The 25,315-nt window shown below is 43.6% G+C and carries 20 protein-coding genes; 3 read left to right on the top strand and 17 right to left on the bottom strand.

Annotated features, from left to right (window positions below; all coding sequences use genetic code 11):
- Positions 1 to 54: 54 nt before the first annotated feature.
- From addA to FZC79_RS03305, 3 genes are all read right to left on the bottom strand, one after another.
- A complete protein-coding gene (addA, locus tag FZC79_RS03295; protein ID WP_148945426.1) occupies positions 55 to 3,825 on the bottom strand; it encodes a helicase-exonuclease AddAB subunit AddA in 3,771 nt (1,256 codons plus the stop codon).
- Positions 3,818 to 7,306 carry a helicase-exonuclease AddAB subunit AddB gene (gene addB, locus FZC79_RS03300; RefSeq protein WP_148945427.1) on the bottom strand — a complete coding sequence of 1,163 codons (3,489 nt, stop codon included), beginning with the start codon at positions 7,304 to 7,306 and terminating at the stop codon, positions 3,818 to 3,820. Before addB ends, addA begins: the two co-directional genes overlap by 8 nt.
- A 525-nt stretch (positions 7,307 to 7,831) precedes the next feature.
- Positions 7,832 to 8,152 carry a hypothetical protein gene (locus tag FZC79_RS03305; RefSeq protein ID WP_148945428.1) on the bottom strand — a complete coding sequence of 107 codons (321 nt, stop codon included), beginning with the start codon at positions 8,150 to 8,152 and terminating at the stop codon, positions 7,832 to 7,834.
- Positions 8,153 to 8,368: 216 nt separating this feature from the next.
- Here FZC79_RS03305 and FZC79_RS03310 point away from each other — a divergent pair, with 216 nt between their 5' ends.
- A complete protein-coding gene (locus FZC79_RS03310) occupies positions 8,369 to 9,517 on the top strand; it encodes an MFS transporter (protein WP_148945429.1) in 1,149 nt (382 codons plus the stop codon).
- An 87-nt stretch (positions 9,518 to 9,604) separates the two neighbouring features.
- Here the strand turns inward: FZC79_RS03310 and FZC79_RS03315 are convergent, their stop codons facing one another.
- The 5 genes from FZC79_RS03315 to FZC79_RS03335 all read right to left on the bottom strand — a co-directional run bounded on the left by FZC79_RS03315 (position 9,605) and on the right by FZC79_RS03335 (position 16,065).
- A complete protein-coding gene (locus tag FZC79_RS03315; protein ID WP_148945430.1) occupies positions 9,605 to 10,780 on the bottom strand; it encodes a thiolase family protein in 1,176 nt (391 codons plus the stop codon).
- Positions 10,781 to 10,797: 17 nt separating this feature from the next.
- The gene (gene fabG / locus FZC79_RS03320) at positions 10,798 to 11,538 is read right to left on the bottom strand and encodes a 3-oxoacyl-ACP reductase FabG (RefSeq protein WP_148945431.1); all 741 of its coding nucleotides are present in this window, start codon (positions 11,536 to 11,538) and stop codon (positions 10,798 to 10,800) included.
- A 1,066-nt stretch (positions 11,539 to 12,604) separates the two neighbouring features.
- A complete protein-coding gene (gene lepB / locus FZC79_RS03325; protein WP_148945432.1) occupies positions 12,605 to 13,165 on the bottom strand; it encodes a signal peptidase I in 561 nt (186 codons plus the stop codon).
- Positions 13,166 to 13,185: 20 nt separating this feature from the next.
- A complete protein-coding gene (locus tag FZC79_RS03330; RefSeq protein WP_148945433.1) occupies positions 13,186 to 13,803 on the bottom strand; it encodes a TVP38/TMEM64 family protein in 618 nt (205 codons plus the stop codon).
- 288 nt (positions 13,804 to 14,091) lie between these two features.
- Positions 14,092 to 16,065 carry a S9 family peptidase gene (locus tag FZC79_RS03335; RefSeq protein ID WP_148945434.1) on the bottom strand — a complete coding sequence of 658 codons (1,974 nt, stop codon included), beginning with the start codon at positions 16,063 to 16,065 and terminating at the stop codon, positions 14,092 to 14,094.
- Between the two features lie 556 nt (positions 16,066 to 16,621).
- On the opposite strand from FZC79_RS03335, the gene FZC79_RS03340 reads away from it, so the two are divergent.
- Positions 16,622 to 17,011: a hypothetical protein gene (locus tag FZC79_RS03340; protein ID WP_148945435.1), complete on the top strand. Its 390-nt coding sequence runs from the start codon at positions 16,622 to 16,624 to the stop codon at positions 17,009 to 17,011.
- 69 nt (positions 17,012 to 17,080) lie between these two features.
- On the opposite strand, the gene FZC79_RS03345 is transcribed toward FZC79_RS03340, so the two are convergent.
- Positions 17,081 to 17,665 carry a competence protein ComK gene (locus tag FZC79_RS03345; protein ID WP_148945436.1) on the bottom strand — a complete coding sequence of 195 codons (585 nt, stop codon included), beginning with the start codon at positions 17,663 to 17,665 and terminating at the stop codon, positions 17,081 to 17,083.
- Between the two features lie 494 nt (positions 17,666 to 18,159).
- On the opposite strand from FZC79_RS03345, the gene FZC79_RS03350 reads away from it, so the two are divergent.
- Positions 18,160 to 18,399 carry an IDEAL domain-containing protein gene (locus FZC79_RS03350; protein WP_148945437.1) on the top strand — a complete coding sequence of 80 codons (240 nt, stop codon included), beginning with the start codon at positions 18,160 to 18,162 and terminating at the stop codon, positions 18,397 to 18,399.
- Between the two features lie 37 nt (positions 18,400 to 18,436).
- Here the strand turns inward: FZC79_RS03350 and FZC79_RS03355 are convergent, their stop codons facing one another.
- The 8 genes from FZC79_RS03355 to FZC79_RS03390 all read right to left on the bottom strand — a co-directional run bounded on the left by FZC79_RS03355 (position 18,437) and on the right by FZC79_RS03390 (position 25,237).
- Positions 18,437 to 19,372 (bottom strand): hypothetical protein, encoded by a 936-nt coding sequence (locus FZC79_RS03355; protein ID WP_148945438.1) that lies wholly within the window; start codon positions 19,370 to 19,372, stop codon positions 18,437 to 18,439.
- Between the two features lie 61 nt (positions 19,373 to 19,433).
- Entirely contained in the window at positions 19,434 to 20,690 is a 1,257-nt protein-coding gene (locus FZC79_RS03360; RefSeq protein ID WP_148945439.1) for a M48 family metallopeptidase, read from the bottom strand.
- Between the two features lie 260 nt (positions 20,691 to 20,950).
- Positions 20,951 to 21,262 (bottom strand): AzlD domain-containing protein, encoded by a 312-nt coding sequence (locus FZC79_RS03365; RefSeq protein WP_148945440.1) that lies wholly within the window; start codon positions 21,260 to 21,262, stop codon positions 20,951 to 20,953.
- A complete protein-coding gene (locus tag FZC79_RS03370) occupies positions 21,255 to 21,980 on the bottom strand; it encodes an AzlC family ABC transporter permease (protein WP_252183227.1) in 726 nt (241 codons plus the stop codon). The genes FZC79_RS03365 and FZC79_RS03370 overlap by 8 nt, the downstream gene beginning before the upstream one ends.
- Before the next feature lie 233 nt (positions 21,981 to 22,213).
- Positions 22,214 to 22,795, bottom strand: a complete 582-nt coding sequence (locus tag FZC79_RS03375) for a YdcF family protein (RefSeq protein WP_215727423.1) — start codon at positions 22,793 to 22,795, stop codon at positions 22,214 to 22,216.
- A 981-nt stretch (positions 22,796 to 23,776) separates the two neighbouring features.
- The gene (locus FZC79_RS23950) at positions 23,777 to 23,950 is read right to left on the bottom strand and encodes an IS3 family transposase (RefSeq protein WP_148945473.1); all 174 of its coding nucleotides are present in this window, start codon (positions 23,948 to 23,950) and stop codon (positions 23,777 to 23,779) included.
- Between the two features lie 106 nt (positions 23,951 to 24,056).
- Complete coding sequence (locus FZC79_RS03385; RefSeq protein WP_252183237.1) at positions 24,057 to 24,932, bottom strand: IS3 family transposase; 876 nt, start codon at positions 24,930 to 24,932, stop codon at positions 24,057 to 24,059.
- Between the two features lie 11 nt (positions 24,933 to 24,943).
- Entirely contained in the window at positions 24,944 to 25,237 is a 294-nt protein-coding gene (locus FZC79_RS03390; RefSeq protein WP_148945444.1) for a transposase, read from the bottom strand.
- Between the last annotated feature and the right edge of the window lie 78 nt (positions 25,238 to 25,315).

Below are 25,315 nucleotides of genomic sequence, written 5' to 3' on the forward strand. Positions count from 1 at the left end.
CTGCCTTCCTCACCCCCAAAAAACTCCGGAGAAAAATCCCCGGAGCTTCCAATGCTACTCTTTTTCCACATTTAACACATGACTGCCGTCAAAGAAATACAGGTAACGTTCATTGATTGTTTCCTTCCAAATCCGTTCAACGGCTTTGGTATACAACCCTACCTGCACACGATAACGATCAAGCAGAATCGGCTTTGCTTCCTCAAAGCCGCCTTTGTAACGGTCTTCTATGCCATCAGTCTTGTAATCCATGAGGACAAGGCCATTTTCGTCCCGGAAAATCAGGTCGATGATTCCCTGGACCAGAACTGTTTCCGAATCTTTTGCAGAAGCCGCCGCATCAATTTCCTGGACCGGTACAGCCATACTGAAAGGAACCTCCCGGTGAATTTCCTCAGCTCTCAATACTCTCTGCCCCATATTGCTTTTGAAGAATCCAAGGATGTTCTGCTGGTCAATAGCTTCGGCCTGCTCATCTGTCAGCAGTTCCTTCCGCTTCAGGTCTTCAAGGAGCAGACCCAGCGACTGCTCGTCCGGCATTTCAGAAAAAGAAATATGCTGCATGACCATATGCATGGCTGTACCGATTTCAGCCGGGGTCAGCTCTTTCTCTTGAAGGAATTTAGGCCGCCTGAAGACTGGCTTCTGGATTTTCCTTACCATCCGGTCACTGCTGGCTTCGTCAGAAATCTCAAACATTCTTTTGATTTCCGAAACGGATTGCTTTGAAGGAAGTACAGCTGCTTCCGGAAATGGATAACGCCACGACAATGCTTCAACAACTTCCTCTTTATCAGGAGATTCCTTCTCAAGAGGAAGTCCTGCTTTGACCTTTTCCAGCCACTCCGTCTCCTTGGCATCTTCTTCTCCATCTAAAATCAAGAACTGCGATTTCGGGATGACGTCAAGTTTCCAGCAAGACGGATGCTCACCGATTTCGGGATGAAGAGGACTGGATGCGGAACCACCCTCACTTAAGATTGAGCAATCTTTGTGTCTGACAAGGGCCGGCCCTATCCAGTCCATGAAACTCAAGGCTTTGGCCCTTTCAAAATCCGGAAGCAGCCATTCCTGATGGTGCGCAGCTGCATTCCATTGTTTAATTGACTTTTCCGCATCTTTTACAGTACCTATAAGATATAGTTTTTCTTTCGCACGAGTAAGAGCGACATAGAGCACTCTCATTTCTTCTGCTATTGTCTCAAGCCTCTTCTTTCTTTTAAAAGCCAGCTGAGGCAATGAGGGATAACTGATCCTATTGTCCGGGTCCAGGTACTTCGAAGCAAAACCATATTCCTTATCAAGCAGATAGGGCTGATTCAGGTCCATTAAGTTGAACTGCCTTGATAGTCCAGCCACAAATACGATTGGAAATTCAAGCCCTTTACTAGAGTGGATGGTCATCATTCTCACAACATCTTCCTGTTCGCTCAAGGCCCTTGCTGCTCCTAAATCATCTCCCCGTTCGCGCATACGGTCTATGAAGCGCAGAAAACGGAATAATCCCCGAAAAGAGGTTTCTTCATACTGGCGTGCTCTGTCATAGAGGGCTCTTAAATTGGCCTGCCTCTGTTTCCCTCCAGGCATCCCTCCGGCGAAATCATAAAACCTGGTATCGCGGTACAGCTGCCAAACTAATTCTGCTAATGCCCCCTGGCGCGCTTTGGTTCTCCATACAGTCAAACTGGAAAGAAACCTGCTCACCTTTTCATGCACTTCTTCATTATATTGATCTGGTTTTTTACGAATATATTTTTGGACCGCCTCATAATACGTACCTGATTTAGAGTGGATACGGATCTCGGCAAGTCCCTCTTCATCGATTCCGACTATCGGTGATCTCAGCACCGAAACGAGCGGGATATCCTGATAGGGGTTATCGATCACTTTCAACAATGACAGCATGATGGCAACTTCTGTCGCTTCGAAGTAGCCTGTTGATAGATTGGCATAGATCGGAATGCCCTGTTTCTTGAACTCTTCCATGATTTCAGGAGCCCAGGGCATCGATCGGAGAAGGATGACAATATCCTTGTATTGCAGCTGACGGTGGCGGCCGGCTTTCGGATCGTATATCTCTTTGCCTCCGCCTATCAGCTCTTTGATTTTGAGTGCCATATACCTTGCCTCGACCACTGATTTTTCCAGGTCCGCTTCATCATAAACCAAGCCTTCCATATCAGGGGCATCAACAGACTGGCTGACTCCTCCATCAGACTGGTCTATGACTGCCACTTCAATCGGGTATTTTTCATCTTCAGGATAGGCCGCTCCCTTCACGAGCAAGGCCTCATGATCATACTCAATATCCCCGACATTCACACCCATAATCTGTTTGAATAAAAAGTTCGTTCCATCAAGGACTTCCATCCTGCTGCGGAAGTTCCTGGATAAGTCGATTTTCATTCCTGTCTCTCCGCCTGAAGGGGTGAAGCGGTTATACTTTCCTAAAAACAGATTCGGCTCTGCCAGGCGGAATCGGTAAATCGACTGTTTAACGTCTCCTACCATAAACAAGTTCCCTGCTGACTCCTGGTCTGACGTTACCAGCCCCAGGATGGATTCCTGAACAAGGTTGGTATCCTGGTACTCATCCACAAGCACTTCTTTAAACTGTTTCCTGTACTGAAGGGCTGCAAAGGATGGCTGCAATCCTTCAGCTCCCCCCTTTTCCATCAGGATTTCCAGACAGAAGTGTTCAAGATCCGCAAAATCGACGACTCCCTTTTCATTTTTTAATGAATGGAACTTTTGACTGAAGCCTCTTACAGCTTCGACCAGTGATTGAACAACCGCCTTCATTTTTTTCATATCCTTCAGGTAGGTTTCTGGTTTACGGGAAAAGAAATCCTCCGCTATCTTCTCGATCATTTTCTTGCCTTTATCCCTGAGAACCTTTGCTTCTTCCACGAGACCAGGATCATATTCTTCACCTTTACAAGGCTTCAATCTTGAAAATTTAATAGATTGAAACACGGCATGCCCCTCGGTCCAAGACTGTTGAAAAGAAGAACTGATTCGTTCAGTAAGGGACAGGTCATCCAAAAAGTTTTCCGCTCTTGGAGCAGGACCGCCGGGCTCTTTCGATAGATCATATGCCTGCTGAAACAAGGCCTCTGCTCCTTTCAAGTTCAGCAGGATATCAAATTTCAGAGCTTCGATGAATGGGAGGTCATCAATACTTCCCTCTTCTTCCACATCATACATATCCACCAGATTGCCAAGCCACGCATCAGGGTCGGGATGCGATCTTGAAAAATCGTACAGCTTGCGGATCATATCCTGGAGAGCTGCGTCACTCCGGTCGTTTGTAAAGGTGTCCACAAGCTTGTAAAAAGAGTCATTACCCTCTTTTCCATATTCCTCTTCAAACAACTCATCCAGGACTTCATCACGTAACAGCTCACCTTCTGTATCATCCAGGATCCTGAAACCGGGATCGATATCAATGAGGTAATAGTATTTTCGGATGACCTCCAGACAGAATGAGTGGAGAGTGGAAATCGATGCGCGGTTCAACAGGCTGAGCTGTTTCCGAAGATGATAGGAACCGGGATCGGCCGTAATTGCCTTCTCCAATGCCGTTCCTATTCTATGTCTCATTTCTGCCGCTGAAGCATTGGTGAACGTCACGACAAGCAGTTCATCCACATTGATTCCATCTTCTTTGTCCAGCATCTTTTGGATGATCCTTTCAACCAGTACAGCCGTTTTACCGGAGCCGGCTGCCGCCGCAACAAGGATATCCCTTCCTTTTGCCCAGATAGCCTTCCATTGGTCGTCTGTCCATGTGGCATCTTCGGGCTTCATTGGAATATTATTCATGGGCGTCTTCCTCTCCTTTCATCTTTTGCAGCAGGTCTGCCGGTTTTCCTTCGGTAAAAATACGATACTCATTTTCTTCAAGAGAAGAATCGAACTGACAGACTGATTTGAATGAACAGAATTGGCATGGAGTCCGGTCCTTTAATTTATATGGAGTGATATCCGTTCTTCCAGACATAATGTCATCGCCTGATTTCTTATACAGGTTTCTTACATGTGTTCGCATGACATTAAATTCTTCTCTATCTGCTGCTTTCGTACGGGATGATAATGTTCCGTCTTTCTTCAATCCTGCAGATATGATATTGGATGCTCCCGATTCCAGTGACTGGTCCATCATGCGGACTACATCGGTTTCTCCCAGGACAAGCCCCTTCATCTTGAAGCTTTTGAAGATTTCCTCTTCAATTTGTTCAAGCGTAAGGATTTTTTTGCTGTTCACCATAGGGTTATGAACATGGAAATAGAATACCCCCGCAGGATTTGCATCTGCTCCAATCAATTTCCGGGAATGCGTCAAAACGATATCAAGGTATGTCAGCATCTGCAGGGATAGGCCATAGTACACTTCTGTAAGGTCAAGGTCCCTGGCACTCGATTTATAATCGATGATCCGCAAATAGACTCCTTCATCACTTTCCGCTTTATCAACCCTGTCGATCCTGCCTTGAAGAGCCATCTTCGTACCGTTTTTCAATGTAAAGGAGAATGGCGGAAGTTCCGCTTTCGGGCCGAACCCTAATTCAAGCCCTACTGGTGAGAATCCGCTTGCTTTTGCATGCTCGCTCAAAATCAATGAAGCTCTCCCTATTACATCCTGGAGCTTCTTCTTAATATAGTGATGCCGATTGGAACTGAGCAGGATTTGGTGCTGCAGCTTGGGAGCAAGTGACAGAACCGCTTCCCTGGCGAGTTCAAGACACTGCGTTTTTGTCAGTTGTTTCCACGTTAATCCATGCCGGTCGATTTCCTCCGAAATCCACTTAAGCGCAGCATGGAACATATCTCCTATGTCAGGTGCTTCCAGACGGTAGATGTCCCGTTCACGGAGCTTCAGTCCATGATTGGCGAAGTGAGAGAAAGGACATCCGTGGAACATCTCCATTCTTGAAACACTCGCCAATATTTCATCACCATAAAGTGCCTGGCTTGTATCATCTCCCAGCCGCTTTCCTTTATTTTGATAAAACAGGCTGGAAAGTATATGACTGGCCCGTCCTTTCCAAACAGGATCTGCAAGATAGTAGTTGTAGACATCCCACCAGAATTCCTGCAGGTGATAGCCTCTCTTCTTTGCTTGCAGACCAGATGTCAAATAAGAGATGGTCACATTCGGATGAGAGACATAAGCAAGCTGCTCATCCTTTGGCAGTTCGGAAGGATCATTGATCAGCAGGCTGATTGAGGTTTGAGGACATAGCTCTGACAATCTCTTAATATAAGCCGATGGCAGTAGTGCCTTTCCTTCTTCATTTGCAATTGGATAGGACACATAAAGCCTTTCAGATGGTGTGGTGAACGCCTTATATGCAATAAACTCTTCATCAAGAAGCCTGGTTTTGCTTCCCGGGGCTACGCTCAACCCAGCCATGGTCAATTTCTCCCTGTCTTCATCAGAAAAAATTCCGTCCTCTGTGATTTTGGCAGGAAGAACACCGTCATTCACCCCAATGACAAATGCTGCTCGTAAATCGGCCAGCCGTGATTGCTCAAGATTGGCAATCATCACCTGGTCAACCGCAGGAGGCACCAGGGAGAACCTCATTGATTCAATTCCGGCATCTATAATGGAAGCGAACTTTTTCACGGTCACTTCTTCGTCTCCTAAAATCTCCACAAATTGATCAAGCAGATCCATGACGGCATTCCAAGCCTGATCATGCTCCCTCGCTGAGATGATATCCCCCCTGCTCTCTGCCTCCATTCGCAGCCTTTCCAGCTTGGCGGGAATATCGAGTTCTTCCAAATAAAGATAAAGAATCTCACATAAATCCCGGCCTGTACTGCCTTTTTTCAACCGGCGGCCAAAACGCAGGATTGGTGCAGAGATAAATAAACGCAGCTCGTTTATCTCCTGCTCCATCTCCCGTTCTCTATCTGTTTGGGGCATATCCGCCTGTTCCAGGCCGCGGAACCTGCGGTATAGCCATCTATCCCTCCTGGTCCACTTATCTCCTTGTATTCCGTAGGCAAGAACGTAATTCTCAAGCCTGTCCATCTGCTCCCTCAGCAGCTGGGGATCACGCTCATAAGGAAAAAGCAAGTCAGTCTTGACTGCACGGAATACAGGTTCGTACCGCCAGTTGCTGTTCATGATTTCGAGTGTGGAGCGGATGAGCTCAATCAGCGGATGATTCAGCATCTTCCGTTTCTGATCAATAAAGTAGGGAATTTCATAATCATAAAATACCGTCTCAATGATATCCTGATACTCCTGGCCATTCCGGACAAGAACAGCCATGTCTTTATAACGGTAACTCTCGTTTCTGGCGAGTCTTCTGATTTCCCTGGCCACTCCTTCAATTTCCGCTCTACGGTTTGAGGCTTCAAGGATATTCACCCCTGCAGCTTCCTCAAACGGAAGTACCGGCCTTTTTTCAAAGTTCTCTTCTATATGCTGCAATCCCCTATCCAGAAAGCGGCTGGTCTTCTTCAGGACGATTTCTTCTTCCACGCCCCCTCTTGAGACATGAGCAAGTTCGGATAAGGCACCGTAGGTTTCGGAAGTCATCCTGAACAAATCTGTCTCATCACTCTGATGTGAAGAAGATTCAGCAGTCAAGGAAACCGTAACTCTAGGGCAATAATCCATCAACTTTCCAATCACCGCATATTCCTGAGGTGTGAAGCTATGAAATCCGTCTATGAAAATCTCAGCTTCCTGAAGAAAGCCGGACTTATCTATCGACTCTTCCAATAAAGTGAAATAATCTTCCGAATCAATATACTTTCCTGATAGATTTTCTTCAAAGCTGTCATAGATCAACTGCAAATCATGAAGCTTGTCCGCTAATGCCTTCGACTGCATGCCGGCATCCGCATAGCTCTCCCGGTTTTCTGATAATTCTTCGGGAGAAACGCAATACCGCTTGAATTCAGTCAGCATCATTTCCACATGCTCAATAAAACCAGCCTTATCCGATGCACGCGAAAATAATTTCAACTGATCCTTTTTATCATCAATGATTTTCCTGATCAGCATATTAAGGCCGACACTCGATAGGTGATACCGGTTCAACCCTCCGGTCTCCTGAAGGATTCTCCAGGCAAGGCGTGTAAAACTGTACACCTGCGCACGGATCATCCCGTTTATCCCTTCTTCATTGACCAAATTATATTCAGAAAGAAAGGTCATCTGGTCTGGAACAAGGTAAATGACAGGACTGCCGTTTGGTTCCTGTCTCAGTTTTTCTTTGATTTCGTTTAAAATCATATTGGTTTTGCCTGTTCCGGCACGTCCCAAAATAAATCTGACCGACATGTTCCCACTCCCTGTGTTCATTATTTTCTCTATTTTTATAATTGAGGCTATTTTGTTTTTTTAAAATTAAAAGGTCTGTTCGTAAGGCTGTTTTCGCAAAGATTGTGGCTATTTTAAAAGTAATGGATTTCCGCTCCAGACGCGCGACTCCGCGGTGCGGGCGCCCGGCCTCCTCGGCTTCGCCTGTATATAATGTGGAAGCGCCCTGATCAGACCCGACAGGCAAATGTTCTCAAGAGAAAAAAAGGCGGTCTTTCCTTTTATTCTCTTGGGGGTTATTTGACCCCGAGGGGCTAGGCGCTGGAACTAGACGACCGCTAGTCCCGCAGGAGGTCGCACGCCTGCAGCGAAGATCCTTCCACGTACAAATGAGGAGAGGATAAAATAGCATCAAAAGCAATAATCTTTTAGAAAAGAGCCTTTGGTAAAGATTATGGCTGATTATAGAAACCTCATATAAAAATGAAGAATTGTATTTTTAACGGATCATAAGGACAGCCAAGCTCTCAATCCTGATTAACTTTCTTAGATATTTTTTTGTGCTAACAGTTCTTCACAAAGCTCAATACAAATTCCTTGTGAATGATAATGATTAAGCAGCTGCACTGAATCAATATCAATGTCGTTATCCTTTAAAATCTGTGTGAACTGATGAAAGGTTAAATTAGATATCATCATAACCTTTTTACCAGGAAAAGATGATTGCAGACTTCTATTTATAGTATCTTGCTTACTCCCAAGTGTTTTTAGCGAAGAGGCAAAGGTCAAGACTGTTTCAATGAAGTTGATTTCTTCGTTATTGATGTCGTTTTTAACTAACCAATCTGTTACTGTCTCGTTGTTCATTTTATAATTCACCCCGACATATTTATAAGAAATTTCAGCTCTCCAGCCATTACTTCCATAGCGGAGGTGAAGGATTGTCTACGTTCATTATAATATACTGTGTTCAATCTGTCGGGGTTTGCAGTTCTGTTATCTATGTAAAATTTATGGAAGACAGCAGGAACTGTAAATGTGACAGGCTGCCTTACATATTTTATGGGTAAAGGAGGATGAAACATGAAACTCTCTTCTTTACGTGCAGAAGCTCTTTTGGTCACCATGGGGATTTTTGTGGCCTGCAACATATATACCTTGATTCCGATGTACGATGCTGTGGCAGAATCCATTTCGATCAGAGCTGAACAGGTTGTACTGGCAGGAAGTATTTTTACATTTTGTTACGCTGGAGGTCTGTTTCTGTTTGGAGGCATTTCCGATGTAGTCGGCCGAAAATCAGTGATTGTATTCGGCATGGGGATTTCAGCGCTCGCTACAGGAGCTGTCGCACTTTCTGGAAACGAATGGAGCTTGTACGCCACCAGGGGGCTGCAGGGCTTTTTTCTGGGAAGCTTTGCACCTGTTGCTTTTGCCTACTGTTACGAACTGTTTGAAACGAAGAAGCGTACTCTTCTGCTCGCGTTAATCAACTCCGGGTTCCTGGCTGCCGGCATTCTTGGGCAGATTATCAGCAGTTCCCTGTCAGGATGGTTCGGCTGGCAGACCGTTTTTTATTTCTTTGCGTCCATTTATGGCTTTCTGTTTCTGTTTGGTCTCAGTGAACTTCCGGTTACTTCTAACACAGAAAAGAGGGATTTTTCCCTAGCTGCTTACTTTGCCATTTTAAAAAAGCCGGCTCTATTCATGTGCTATGGAATTGTCCTTCTGCTCCTCTTTACCTTTGTCGGCTACTACGATACTCTGTCCCGATACTATACTGGCAGTTCCGCTGAATTGCTGGCCATACGCTCAGCTGGTTTGCTTGGGGCTGGACTCTCTTTATTTACCAACTACTTCATTAAACAATTGGGGGAAACAAAAACCTTGTTTTTCGGGCTTCTTCTGGGCAGCATAAGCATCCTCCCTCTCCTGTATCTTTCAGGTTTTACTATCCATCTTCTGTCATCTATAACCTTTGTGTCTGCCATTTCTCTGCTCATTCCCACTATCATCACGTTCATCGGCAATTGGGCAGGCCGCCACAGAGGAAAGGCTTTGAGTTTATACTCCTTCTTCCTTCTCACCGGTGCCAGTTTTGCTCCTTTGACTATTATGGTTCTCTCCTATAAGCAGGCACTGCTTTTGCTTCTGGGAGCTTTTTGCATTCAGGCGTTTTTGGGGTGTTTTATGAGAGTGAACCACAGTTTCACTCAAGATCAGCAAACATAAAATCAATTCTGATGTGGCATTGACATTAAGATTAAGATCAGTAACCAAACAGAGAGCCAGGATGCATCCCGGCTCTCTGCTGCTGTTTTACACTGTTTCTACAAAAACGGTCGCACCCATGCCTCCGCCCACACATAGAGACGCAATCCCTTTTTTCAGTTTCTGTCTGTTTAATTCATGGACCAGGGAAACGACAATTCTTGCCCCTGTACAGCCCACCGGATGACCAATGCTTATCCCGCTTCCATTTACATTTGTCTTATCCCGGTCAAGTCCGAGTTCTTTTTCTACTGCAATATACTGAGCAGCAAAGGCCTCATTTACCTCAATAAGATCAGCTTCCTCAAGAGACCAGCCTGTTTGGGAGAGACCTTTTTCCACTGCCGGCACCGGGCCTCTGCCCATCAGCTTTGGATCAACTCCGGCCACTGAACATCCAGAAATTCTTGCAAGAGGTTTGAGGCCTCGCTTTTGTGCCTCTTCTTCTGACATTAAAATCAAGGCTGCTCCGCCGTCGTTCAAACTTGAAGAATTTCCTGCTGTCACAGTTCCTCCCTGTCGGAAAGCAGGCTTGAGAGAAGAAAGCTTCTCCATTGACAGGCCGGCACGCGGACCTTCATCCTTTGTTATCGTTTTGGTTTCCCTTCTGGACTTGACCGTTATAGGGACAATCTGATCATCGAAGTATCCTTCTTCAGCAGCCTTAACAGCCCTTTGATGGCTCAACTGCGCCAGTTCATCCTGTTCTTCTTTCGTAATATTATGCATCTCTGCCAGGTTCTCCGCAGTTTCTCCCATCATGATTCCATGAATCGGATCCTCCAGGACTTCCCAGACAGAATCACGAATTTCCCCATGCTGAAGGCGCTGTCCCCACCGGTGACCCTTCATGATGTACGGACTCGAGCTCATCGCCTCCACTCCGCCGGCAAGCACTATATCCGACATGCCCGTTTGAATCTGCATAAATGCAGAAATGATGGCCTGCATTCCACTGGCGCATTGTCTTTGAATAGTGTAACCAGTCGTAGTATCTTCAAAGCCGGCCATCAGAGCTGCGGTCCTTGCTGTATTAGGCTGATCAGTACGCTGGATACAATGCCCCAGTATGACTTCATCGATTTCTCCCGGGCCAAGCCCGCTTTCTTCCGCCGCCTTTTTCATTACCGGGACGATTAAATCGGTCGGCAGCAGATCTTTAAATGTTCCTCCAAAAGCTCCTACAGGAGTCCTGAAGGCAGACGTTATCACTACATTTCTCATTTTCATCATCCTCTCATTTACATCATTATTCCGCCATCAACCTGAAGAACAATTCCATTAATATAGTCAGATTCATCCGAGGCTAAAAATAAATAAGCGTTTGCCGCATCCTCGGCTTTCCCGAATCTTCCCAAAGGAATTAAAGCATTCATTTGTGCTTTCACCTTATCGGGAATATTCGCGGTCATTTCTGTCTCGATCACTCCGGGTGCAACGGCATTGACATTGATTCCCTTTGCCCCAAATTCCTTTGCCCAGGTCTTGGTCATCCCAATTACAGCTGCCTTGGATGCAGCATAATTCGTCTGGCCCACATTCCCGAAAAGTCCGCTGGCAGACGCTGTATTGATAATTTTACCCTTACCGCTTTTCACCAGGGCCGGCAGAAATGCCTGAGTACAGTGAAATACCCCTGTTAGATTAACATCGAGCACTTTTTGGAAATCTTCCACCGTCAACTTCGACATCAGGCTATCCCTCGTAATACCGGCATTATTGACTAAAATATCAACACCGCCGTGTTCCTTCATTACCTTTTCCGCAAAGGTGTTAACGCTTTCACGATCGGCGGTATCAACCTGATAGAATGAAGCATTTCCTCCTGAATCCCTTAATGCTTGAGTCTCCGACGCTCCCTTGCTCTCATCAAAATCTGCCAGCAGCACCGTGCAGCCTTCCCGGGCAAACTTTTTAGCGGCTGCCAGCCCTATCCCATTCGCACTACCCGTAATTACGGCTGTTTTATTCTTTAATCTCATTTTGTATCCTCCTAACAGTCTTCACTTCATAGTTGAATATTTCGACAATAACCTGTGTGATTCCTCTAATTTCACAGGGAAATGTCTACTTCCATATACAAGGATGGCTGCAGCCGGGATATTCCTGCTATTTTAGTGCACTCTATGAGTAGATTTTGAAAAATAGACCTTATAGAACGGAGGGATTTTATGAAGAAAAAGCTGCTTTATATGCTTCTTGCGGCGATGCTGGCCACAACGATGACAGCATGTGGTGACGCCCCTGGTGAAGACGAAGTAGGCGATGGTGAAGTGAACGATGAGGAGTGAAATTGAATTTTTTCCGTTCTCCTGAGGAAGCTGCTGCATGCCTGCTGCTATCAAACAAAAACACCATCAACTTGCCTTTATGCTAGTTGATGGTGTTTTTTGGTTTTGAGTTTATTTTTCTTCTTTATTCTTCCAGTTTTTTTATATTGATGTTTTACCTTTAGCTGCTGCTGCTCTTAGCTTGGCATATAAAGGGTGAATTCAATTTTTGATGGTATGTATTTAAAGCTAATCGTACCGTTCTCTTCTTCAACTCTCTCTTTGGTGGTACGTTTTCCCGCTAATCATGCCATTATCTCCTTCAACTCCCTCTTTAGTGGTACGTTTCCCTGCTAATTGTACCGTTCTCTCCTCCACGCCCCTCGTTGATGGTACGTTTTGCCGCTAATCGTACCGTTACCTTCTTCAACTCTCTCTTTGATGGTACGTTTCCCTGCTAATCGTACCGTTCTCTCCTCCAAGTCCCTCGTTGATGGTACGTTTTCCCGCTAATCGTACCGTTCTCTTCTACTGAGCTCTTTTTATTGGTACGATTCGCGTTCATCCAGCTTATATCTATCCATGTCATACTGATATTGCTTCTTCCCCGACAACCTGCCATTCAGGTTATTTGCCCCTGGGAACTGAGTCTGTTTCACTGCATACGGACTCTCCGGCGCTGTGATGGGCGGGGACATAATGCAAAGTCATCATTAGAGGTTGATATTTCCTGCATAAATAAAAAACGCCCGATTCATAAGAATCAAGCGTCTATACTTCAGTCACCAAACTGGACATCGAATTCATTTAACGGCCAATAACGCATATTCACTTTCCCGACAACCTGATCCTGATTAACAAATCCAAAGTAGCGGCTGTCCATACTGCTGCGCCTGTTATCGCCCAGAACAAATACTTTTCCCTCAGGAACGGTTTGTTCACCTGTGATTTCCTCAAGCGTGAAATCGCCTGTCAGTTTGGTTCCGACCATTTCCTCCTTGAATTTCTCCAAGTAAGGCTCCGGCTGCGCTTCGCCATTCACATACAATTTATCATCTTTATATTCTACGGTATCCCCGGGCAGGCCGATGATGCGTTTGACATAATCCTCATTTTCACTTGCGTGGAATACAACAACGTCATACCGATGAAGCTCGCCTACCTGATAGCCAATCTTATTGACAACAAGCTTATTGCCATCCTGAAGGGTTGGCATCATGGATTCTCCTTCAACAACATAGTTTGAAAACAGGAAAGTCCTGATGACTACAAATATAATCAATCCTATTCCTAAAGCTTTCACCCATTCAAGACTCTCTCTTTTTATGCTGTCTCTCAATCTAATTCCTCCTACCCAGGTTACCCGCGGGAGTGATCTTTTTCTACTTTTTTGTTGATTCGGGCTTCCACCCGTTTACCTGCAATCCAAAGAACGAAGATACCTGCCAGTACTAGTGCAGTACGCAATGGTTGTTGAAATAATGATACAATATCGTGGCCGATAAAGCTAATGGTGAAAATCATCACGGCTTTTCCGGCTGCGACGGCGAGCATATATTGAAAAATACTGATTCCCGACAAGCCAGCCACGATATTGACCAGGGCCGATGGTGTAAAAGGAAAGCATAACAATAAGAAAAGCGGACCAAATCCGTGGCGGTCAACCCACTTCGTCAAACGGTGAACCTGCTTGTTGTTTTTTAAAAAGCGGAAAATACGGGCTTGGCCATATTTTCTCACCAGTAAAAACACAATCAATGCACCCAGCGAGGCACCTATCCAGGAAAACAGAAAGCCAAACCACAGGCCGAATGCATTTACATTAGCCAGCACAAACACAAACAGCGGCAGAAATGGCAGAAAAGCTTCCAGCATTGGCAGCAGAATGCCGGGCAAAGGACCAAACGAACGATATTCCTCTATTAAATTCATTATATTTTCAAGTGTGAACCATGCTTTTATCATCTCAATATCCATACTATATCTTTCCCCTAAACATTCATAGAACAAAACCCATTTTTTTATTTTTCTTAGAAGTGACCCTCTCAGTACGCATTACTATTAGGGAAGAGAATAGAATGGACTGGTTATTCACTAAAAAAATACCCGAATTGCGTAAATTCTTAGTATTTATAAAAAGTATATCATAGGTGCTTGCTTTTCTTAATATTGTTACGAAAATGAAATATCATTTACACTGCACCCTGCACAGAAAAATATCCGGCAAAAGCATTTAGCACTTTTACCGGATAGCTCCTCATATCATCAGATGTACTTGCCAAACCAATCTTTAATATAATTCAATCTGGCCACTCTCAGATTAGGTTTTCCGTTCCTTGAAAGGTTATGATTTGATTCAGGGAACCTCACCATCTCAGTTTCCTTCCCTTGCCTTTTGACAGCAATATACAGTTGCTCTGCCTGTTCTATCGGGCACCGGTAATCTTTTTCGCTGTGAAGGATCAGGAGCGGTGTATTAATATTCTTCGCATAAGCAAGAGGCGAGTGTTTCCAGAGCTTTTCTATATCATTCAAGTCTGCATCAATCTGCCATTCGGAGAAATAGTATCCGATGTCACTGACACCATAGAAGCTCACCCAGTTTGAAATCGACCTTTGCGTGACAGCTGCTTTGAATCGATCAGTGTGGCCGACAATCCAGTTTGTCATAAAACCACCGTAGCTTCCACCCGTAATCCCCAGTCTGTCCTTATCGATGAAGTCATATTTTTCAATGGCATGATTTACAGCTGCCATTACATCCTCATAGTCTCCGCCGCCGTAATCTCCTCTGACAGCATCCACGAATGTCTGTCCGTATCCATGGCTTCCCCGTGGATTGATGAAGAGAACAGCATATCCTTCAGCTGCAAGCATCTGGAACTCTTGATAATAGGTATTCCCATACATCATATGGGGACCGCCATGGACTTCAACAATCAAACCGTATTTTTCTCCTTCTTTAAGGCCTGCAGGCTTCATCAGCCAGCCGTTCACTTCCCAATCATCACTGCTTTTAAAAGTAAGAGCTTCTGTTTTCGAAAGCTCTACTTCTGAAAGAAATTCTTCATTGACTGACGTAAGCTGTTTCAAGCTTCCTGTAGGAATATCAAGCATGAACAGGTCGCCTGGGAGTTCGGGATTACTGATGGCGGCAATGGCTTTTTGATTGTCTGCATCCAAATCAAATCCGTAAATATGCTGGTCTTCCAATAATGCTGGATAGAGGGCTCCGTCAAGATTTCCGTAATAAAGCACGGTGTTTCCATTGTCGGAGGCCAGAAAATAAAAGCTTTGATTATCCGACGCCCACTGGATTCCCGGATTCGAGACGCCTTGCTGAAAATCAATAACCATGAAATCGCCAACCGGGCTGTCCAGTTCACTTGTCAAACAGCTTAACGATTCTGTTTCCATCTCATACAGCCATACCTTCGTCAACGTAGCGTTCTGATACTCTTTTTCATGTCCAAGAAGAGCGATGGAGCGGCTGTCTGGCGACCAGGCTGCGTTTCCGAAATACCCCGTTCCTCCGGTTACCTTTTTCTCATTTCCGCTTTCTATATCATATAAGAACAGATCAGTTTGAAATGATGTATCCAGGTCGGCGCTTTTATCAGCACCATACGCTATGTACTTGCCATCGGGCGACCAGGATTGCAGGGAGTAGTCAACTTCCCCTTCCGTAACTTCCTTCATCTCCAATGTTTTGAGATCCATGACCGCAATATGGCTTCTCTTACCGCTGAAAAATCCACTGTCATCGGATTTATACTTCATCTTCTTCACTTCAAGCGGCTGCGGGAATTTTTCATCTTCCTCTCCTTCTGTCAGAGTTTCTCCTTCTTTTAAAGCTGCAGAGAAAGCGATTTTCGTGCCGCATGGAGACCATAACGGCTGTGATGCACCGTTCGGGCAGTGAGTAAGCTGCTGCGCTTCCCCGCCCTTTACTGACAGTAAATACAATTGGCTTTTGCCAGACCGGTCTGATACAAAAGCAATTTCTTTCCCATCCGGAGACCACCTTGGAGAACTGTTCCGGTTTTCTCCAAAAGTCCACTGGCGGCTGGTTCCCGTATCAATATTTAAATGATACAAATTAGATATGTAAACGTTCTTCTCCTGATCCATTTCAGTTAACACATAAACGGCTTCATTTCCATAAGGTGAAAGCTTTGGGTCTGAAACCGACTTCAAAGCAAATAAATCTTCTGCAGTGATTCCTCTTTTGTTTGTCAAAACGCCAACTCCCTTTCAATATAAATGGTTACCTTATTTTAAAAAGTTCGACAGGCCCGGCTCAAATCCTTTGTCTGCGGAATTTTTTGCATTTTACGGGGAGAGTTTTTTCTATAATCTGCTTTTTTATAGTGATCTTGGAGAGCAAGGTATTCAGTCTCCTGCGGAACTAGCGGGCCCGCTAATGCTAACCCTGTATGAAAGGCTGTTTTCGCATATATGGTTGCTTTCGGAAAAATCCCAAGAGCCGGATTTTTTCCCGGATACTAAGAGTTTTATCTCTAATCGGGGAAGAGCAGCTCTTTTCTTTTCGATACTACCGTATTTTTTCCTTCTTGAGATTGATATTTCTCGGAATTAGTAGAAAAAGCTTTTTGATTTCCCTCCAATCGAGCAGTTTAACCTGATTAGATTTGGAAATATTCAACCATACTATAAAAAAAGATTTCAATTCGACCTTATTCTTCAATATTGGATATTGATAAATCAGTAAAAAGTACGTACAATAAAAATACGAACACACGTTCTTTAATTCCTTATAAGAAGGAGCATAATTATGACCAGGATATCTGAGGAAGATCGAAACATCTTAGAGCAGGCGATTTACCTGCCGATGGTCTTGACTGTGCTGGACAGGGACTTCACGGTTGTGGAGAAGAGTCCCTTCAAACTGAAAAGGCCCTACCTGGAACTGATTGAGGAAACAATGAAGATCATCCAGAGTGAACTTGCAAGCGTGAAGAAGCACATGAAACACAACGGTATGAAAGTGGAAAGAATCAAATCAGACGATGCCTTCACCATGTATCTATTTCTCTACAAAGGATACGAAGAGCATCACAACTACTTCAATCCCCGGCTGCGCAACAGGGTCGAGGACCTGCTGAGGCACTACTTGTATCAGCGCTTCCTGAACACCCAGGCCCCAAAAAGCAAAAAAGCGTGAGGCATCTCACGCTTTAAGCTGTCGGCCAAACAACTGCCTTCTCAATAAGAAGGCGAGTTTAACCAACTCTTATAAATCCTCCCCCGAGGTTTTCTGTCCCCAGGCATACACCGGCACATGCTCGGAAGCCCTCCCTGGAAAGACTCCAAAATTTTGTGATGAAGACTTTCTGTCAGCATTCAAGATCCGATGCTGAAAGTTGATCCGGAGCATCGCCGTTCTCATCATCTGCGCCTCAAAGCTGGCAAATGACATGGGCAGTGTAAAGCTCCTGCGGTTTCGGAATGTGACGCTAATCTCTTTGCTGTTTAATTTAGTATAGGAAAGTACGTGATCATGGGAGATCCAAATGCATTCTGATTTGGCTGGTGAAGTGGTAGGGAACAAATAAATAGACGAATGAGGATCTACAATGATGGGGGCTTTATGGGTGATACCTGTTAACCGCTTCGTTCCGTCTTTTCTTCCTTGATAGGAAGACCCGAAAAACTCACAGCTTTTCTTGATGATTTCAAAAGGCTTAAAGGGAGATACTAAGGTTTCATTTCCTTCATGGATTTCCGTATAAGTCCGGGTTCCATATTCTATTGGCATAATCAACATCGTATAAGGGTTGATTTCATATTCTTCGATTATACGAGATTTTTCGACCATTTCTTCGCCTCCTCTACATTTTTCTCTAATAGAATAGCATAATATCCCCAAAATAACACTTGTTTTCCATAAAATATTCCAAAAATGTCCACTAAATAATTATCAGAAAATTAAAATATTTTCGTTGTTTTCTTATGACTTTTCTCATATAATATAAAAAAGTTCTTTTAAAACAAAAGCGGAAGCGCCTTGTCCAGCCCCGACAGGCAAATGTTCCAAAGAGGTAAGCTTAATTATTTCCTAAGCAACCGGAAAATCGGAGGAACCACTGCAAAGTTTCGTCTCTTATTTAGATCAGGCCGGCAAGGCAAACACCATCCAACAGGCATATGCTGTATGAGATCCTGTAACAAATCTTAAATCAGCAATTGTTTACATTAAGGGCCGTATACACCGTAAAGCTTATACCCTTCCAAAACTTATCGTCCAGGTGTCATGTGTTATCGGGTTCTGTGGAATCTGCTTTTAAAAAAAGACTTCAGAGGTGAGCTTAAATGGATAAAAAGAAAACTTATTCAGAAATGATGAAGGCTTGTGCAATGTCACGGAAAACAGCCACCGATATGACTTTAACTGAGATATATGTGGATATGATTTTAAACGAATTGAACTTAGTCAATCAAAAACGGAAGCTGCAAGAAGAATTGGACTCCGCTCTCGATCAGCGGGACAAGAAAAAATTTATGGCATTATCACAGCAGCTGAAAAAAATGACAGAGAAATACGGTATATAAAACATGGACTGACTCAAAAAGTCAGTCCATCTTTCATTTAGGCGTTCTCGAGATGTTTTTTCTTCTTCTCTTCTGTCTCTTCTATTTCTTCAGCCAGTTTATTCGCATTTTGCTCCAGCTTCGCGGAAAGGCTGCGCAGCTCTCTTCTTGTTTCGCCCACCCCAGCAACTGTACGGCTGATTTTGTCCTGAACCATCATATCGGAGAAAAAGTTATCGAAAAACAGATCAGTCATATTTAAAAAGCCTGAAGTCTCCAGGGTTTGCGCAGATTCCATATTCAGGTCCGCCAATTCTTTTTCAAGCTTCTTCAGGTATCTCTGTGCTTCGTGAAGTGATCTTTGAGCTTCATCCATTTTTGAACGTTTAGCGGCACTGGAGATAAGCCCTCCTCCGACCATGTCAACCATTCCCCAGTTTCCGGCACTTTCAAGCGAAGCTGCTGCAGAGTCCAATTTCAGAAGAGCCATGGCGGCTGCATCTTCAGCTTCCTTCACTTCTTTCAGCTGAGCTTTAAATTCAGCTGACTGTTCGGCAAGGTTAAATAACAGCTGGCTTAAAGGTGAAGAAGAATCATGTATCATTTGTTCTTTCGTTTCAAGCAGAAGCTCGTACCGGGCCTGAGGAGAACCCAGATCGCTGAGTTTACTAGAAACTTCCCGTTCTTCCTTGAGGAGTTCCTGTAAGGTCAGTTCCCACTCTTCAACCCGGATCTTTGCTTTTACCGCCTCTTCCTTTTCCTTTTGAAGACGCTCCTCTTTTTTTCCTGTCATCGTCAGCAGCAGCCCTGTTATAGTCCACCCTTCAAGCTTGTCTATATCACGGTTTTCTTTTTGTAGTTCTCTTTTCAACTGATCCAGCTTGCCTTTTACCTCATTAATTTCTTTTTCAAGGCTGCTTTGCTGATCAGACCATTTTCTATGTAATCTTAAGTCCTCTTTAATCTTTTCAAGTCGAGAATTGATTTCTTCCATAATAAAAATCCCTCCCAGTGTCTGTACTGTTACATACGGATGGGAGGGATTTTAGTTTCAATTATTCTTCTTCATATTCCTCCAGCATGATCAGCCTTTCAAGCATTGTCGGATGACCGTATCTGAAGATTTTGACCAGAAGAGGCGGATTGACCTGGCTCAAGCCCACCCTTGACAGTTCTTGGAAGGAGGAAATAGCGGCTTCCTTATCTCCCGTCATTTCAATGGCATAACGATCGGCTCGAGTCTCTTGATATCGGGATATATAATTTGAGAACGGGCTGATGGTGAACATGAGCACGGAGGTGATCACAAGGAACAACGGAAGCGAACTCAGGCTGGAGACTCTTTCCACCTTCACCTTGTCTCCATGTCTGCCGACAATAAAATTCATCAGTTTCGCGGCGATCCACAAACCGAAGAATGAAAAAGTCAGATACAAGGCTATTCCGATATAAATATGCTTTTCGACATAGTGAGCCATTTCATGTGCCATGACAAAAAGGATTTCTCTTTCCGAGAGTTTGTTGATCGTCGTATCCCATAGTACAATTCTTGAATTCGACCCCACTCCTGTGACATAGGCGTTAAGCGAGTTTGTCTTTGAGGACATATCGACCTCATAAACATGATCAGCCGGGATATTTGCACGATCAGCAATGTCCAGGATTTTTTCTTCGAGAACCTTATCCTTCAAAGGAGTAAATTCGTTATACAAAGGATCAATCAGGACAGGCTGGATGAACATCATGAAAATACTGAATGGAACAGACAAAGCCCATGCAGCCAGCCACCATCTTTTAGGAAACTTCCGTATCAGCCAGTATAGAACGGAAACAATGATGAACATCGTCAGGTAATTCACCCAGAAGTCAGTCAATTCATCCTTCATCCACTCAGAGAAGGTCTGGGTAGAAATAGCATAGTCCCTCGAGATTCTGTAAGAAATATATTGAAAAGGAAAAATCACCACATTGGAAAGCAGCGAAAGCCAGAACAGATAAATCCCCGTCTGAAGTATCTTATACTTAGATGTGGACTGGGACCAGCGTTGAAATGCCTTCGAAACCCCCAGTATCAATATCAGAAAATAAAACAGCCATTCATATGGGGTGGACAGAAAGAACAATAAATTCTTTATCTTCGAATACTCTTCACTCAGCATCAGTTCCCTGCCGTTCATAAACGTTTCCGGATCGGCACTGCTGCCTTTATAAACATCAGGCAAAGATGAATCCGCTAAAAAGTAAAGATAAACGTAAAAAAAGATCCCTAACAGCAAATATAACAACACAGCCCTGAAAGCCCATTTACGCACAACTGGTTCCTCCCTTCATTCCTCTATACTATATGTAATGACATGTCCTAAAGAATAGAACAACCAGTTCCAACAAACTCCTCTTAGTTTACCACTTAGGGAAAAACATATTAGGAAAGGCAGCAAGTTCACGCGGGCATGAGGGATCTAACTATGAAAAAATGGCTTCTGGTGGCTCTCACGCGGGACACGAGGGAAACCCAATATTGAAAAGCTCCTTAAAATACAATCAAAAAAGAGAAGAATCCAAAGACCCTTCCCTACATAAAAACCAACGAATAAACAGAAAGCACGGCAATTGCGCCAAGCACGACAACAATGACATTTGCTCCGAGATAAGCAATAATGAACGCTGAAGCGGCTCCAACAACGCCAAACCAAATATCTCCTTCACTAATCAACAGGATTTTCGGGAAAATCAAGGCGCCCAGCACAGCAAACGGTACATTTTTTAAAACTCCCTGCAAAAATGGAGGAAGCTCTTTCCCTTGAAACATAATGAGTGGGACAAGCCGCGGAATATACGTGACAGCCGCCATTCCGATAATCATGATTAAAATTGTTTCACTCATTGTAAGGCTCCCCTTTCATCTTCCGGCTTGTCACAAACTCTACTAGGACAGCAGACACAATTGTCGATATCATGATTGCCCAGCCTTCTGATATGGAAGTGGTAAACAGAAACACACTGTTCAACGCAGCTGCTGTTGCGACAAGATAGACAACCTTCACACTTTTCTTCATGGAAGGGACGAGCAGGCCGACGAACATGGCATAAAGTGCTACCCCCATACTTACCTGCAGGAATTGAGGAAGAATTTCTCCAATGATATAACCGAGCCCGGAATTGACTACCCAGCTGGCATAAGAAATGAGGATGACCCCAAATGCAAAAGCCGTTTTCACCTTGCCATCCTTGACGGAAATCACGGTAAAAGTCTCATCGGTAATGCCAAAAGAATAAATGGCCTTTACCCATCCTTTTTCTTTTTCGAGCTTTTCATTCAGCGAAGCCGACATGAGAAAATGACGGATATTCACAATGAATGTAGTGAGAATAATTTCAAAAACACCCGTGCCAATCGCTATTAAACTTAGAGAAATGTATTGTGCAGCCCCTGCGAACACAAGCAGGCTCATCATCACTGTTTCGTAAAAGGACAATCCGGTTGTACGTGCCAGAAGGCCAAAGGTCAGTGCCACAGGAAAATAACCGACTGCAATACTGATCCCTGCCTGGAGGCCCAAACGGAAGTCACCAGGCTTCCTCGTATTGATTAAAGCTTCCACTCTCAACCCCACCCCATTTATATTCATAAATCCATTTACTAGATGAATAATTTCACTATATTATAGCGGGGAAGATTTCAGTATACAAGAATAATTGTAAAAGTTTTGCAGATAATCTGTGGTTATGCGTTTAATAACATGAGAATGGATACTAAAGAAGACTTTTCTGGATTTGTTCTTGAGCAATCTATCTACTAAAGCTTTTTAAAGGGTACATGACACTGAATCGATACTCATTCTCCTCCAATGAAAACTGTCTTAACCACAGCAAAGTATTCCCTGATCATATAATTGATTTTAATGAAGAAGCCTGACTCTCCTGCCAGTCCGCTGCTGTCCAGCCCAAGCTGTTTTCCGGTAAGCGTGGCACGGAAAACATGATAATCGCTTGTGATGATCAATATTTTTCCATCCTCTTCCCCTTTGCTTTCCAGGATAGCTTTTGAATTACGCAAATTTTCCCATGTAGTGGTTGATTGGTTTTCCTCCGTGATCCTGTCTTCTGAAATGCCGTGAGAAGTAAGGTACCTGAACATTGCGGTTGATTCTGGTATATCTTCTCCTTCCCCCTGTCCTCCAGATACAATAACGGGAACTTCAGGATGCTCTTGCAGATAATCAGCCCCTGCCTCAAGTCTGGACTTCAGGGTCTCTGAAAGTTCCTCTCCCTTCAAGCCGGCTCCGAGAATGACAGCATAATCGATATCATCAGGTATTTCCCTGCCCGCCTCCAACATCAGCATGATCTGCACCGCACCAAAGGAAACAAAGAACAAACCGTAAGCGACGAGGGCTGTTCTTTGAATAATTCTCAACCATTTGCTTCCAAGCTTTTGAGATATAAAGTATAAAAATACCACAAATATAAAGTTCGCTATGATAAATAGAATTCCGAATGTGACCCCGAATATCAAAATAAAAAGGATTAGCAAAATCAATGCCGACATAAAAATAGACCTTAAAGTTTTTAGTTTCATATATAACCTCGCTGATGAAAGATTTTCTTTATTTTACCATTATTCTAAAGTGGTCTGTTTCTTTCATTTTATAAAATTATATAACTATAGGAATATGTGTAGATAGCTCCCTTAAGCAAATGGTAAAATGAAGCCAGCCTACATATCTTTACAAAAATTGGATGGTGTTCTTCTATGGAAGAGATTGAAAACATATACAAGTGTGAGAGCTGTCAGCGGATCCTGCCATGGGTGTATCCTCTTTCTCCATTTATTGATTCACCGTCATTTGCCATATTCAGTTTAGCTACAGGTCCCCAGCAAGTCGACTTAGTCGAAAAAATGAATGACCATACATATAAGTTCAGATTATTTTGTAATCTGTGCGGCTACACAAATATTTTCACCTATGATACTCAAAAGTGAGAGAAGCATACCGGCAATGATATGCTTCTTTTAGTCCGCGAATTTATTCTAGAATTCCTCAAAAGGACCGAAGCGACTTAGAAATTGAAAAAAAGGTCTCCAGGAAACCTCTAGACATCCATTCCAGTTCAGTAGATGATCCAAACTGGTCTTTTTTACATTCCTTGAGACCACTTCGGGGCAGTTTCTAAAGCGAATTGGTCTTTATAGCCTTCCTAGAAACCACTTCCAAGCGGATTTCCAAGCGAACTGGTCTCTATAGCCTTTCTAGAGACCACTTCTGGACTTCTGTCAAGAAAATGGACAATTTAAAAAGGTATTTTGTAACTGACTTTGCTACCGCACTTCGTTTGCTGGGCCTGAGGAATGAGTGATTCAAAATCGAATCATTCATTCCTCAGGCAAATGGTACATTTATGAGATATTTTTCAAAGAGTCCAGTTGGTATTTTCTTTCAAAGTTGTTAGGCGAAAGATAGCCTAATGTCGAATGTTTTCGCTTCTCATTATAACGAGCTGATATATAGAAATTAATGGCCTTGGCAGCCTGTTCTCTTGTCTNTGGACTTCTGTCAAGAAAATGGACAATTTAAAAAGGTATTTTGTAACTGACTTTGCTACCGCACTTCGTTTGCTGGGCCTGAGGAATGAGTGATTCAAAATCGAATCATTCATTCCTCAGGCAAATGGTACATTTATGAGATATTTTTCAAAGAGTCCAGTTGGTATTTTCTTTCAAAGTTGTTAGGCGAAAGATAGCCTAATGTCGAATGTTTTCGCTTCTCATTATAACGAGCTGATATATAGAAATTAATGGCCTTGGCAGCCTGTTCTCTTGTCTCAAAACGGAAACGGTAGATTAGCTCTTTCTTAATCGTGGCGTGGAAGGATTCAATACAGGCATTATCGTATGGATCTCCCTTCCGACTCATGCTTATCTGAATGTCTCTTTCCTTTAAACAATCAATGTAATCATTTGAACAATATTGGGATCCACGGTCGGAATGATGGATGAGTTCTTCGCCAGGTTTCCTTGAATCAAACGCCATTTTTAAAGCATCTAAGGTTAGTTCCTTTTTCATTGTATTTCCTAGGCTCCAGCCCACAATTTTTCTTGAAAACAAATCCATAATTGAAGCTAGATAAAGCCAGCCTTCAAGTGTCCAGACATACGTTATATCGGCAACCCACACTTTGTTTGGGGTGTCGACAGTAAATTGTCGATTCACCACGTTTGGATATAGAGGGAGCGAGTGATTAGAATCCGTTGTGACCACAAACTTTGTTTCCGGAATGGCTCTCAGCCCAAGTTCCTGCATATAACGTGCAACTGTTTTCAAGGAAACCGTATAGTTCCACTCAATTAAATCATCATGGACTCTAGGGCTTCCATAAGTSCCCAGACTTTCATGATAGGACTTACTAATTTTCTGAAGGAGTTCCTTCTTACGTTTCTCTCTTTCTGTCTCGCCCATAGCCTGTCTTTCCAGCCATTTATAGAAGCCGCTGGAGGATACATTTAATACATCACACATCTTCACTACCGTATGTTCATCTCTATGGGCTTCAATGAACTCAAACTTTACTCGGTTTTTTTGGTGAAGATGTGCATGGCCTTTTTTAGGATCTCATTCTCCTCCTGTAAGGCTTTCATCTCTTTTTCATGTTGCTTTTTGAGCTTCTCAAACTCAGAAGGCGTAACATAGTCATGCTTACTGTTCTGAGCTTGAATGTCTTTTTTATATTTCCGTACCCATTTAGTCATCGTGGTGTAAGGGATCTCCAGCTCATAAGCTACCTCTGAAGCTTTTCTTCCTTCCTCCGCAACCATTTTACATACATACTCTTTATATTCGGATGAGTAATGTTTTCCCATGTGAACACGTCCTTATAAATGATAGTTATATTCTAACTTATTACCATTTTCCTGTGTCCACTTTTTAGACTAACTTAA

The organism is Rossellomorea vietnamensis (assembly GCF_008180615.1).
Taxonomy (GTDB): Bacteria; Bacillota; Bacilli; order Bacillales; family Bacillaceae_B; genus Rossellomorea; species Rossellomorea vietnamensis_D.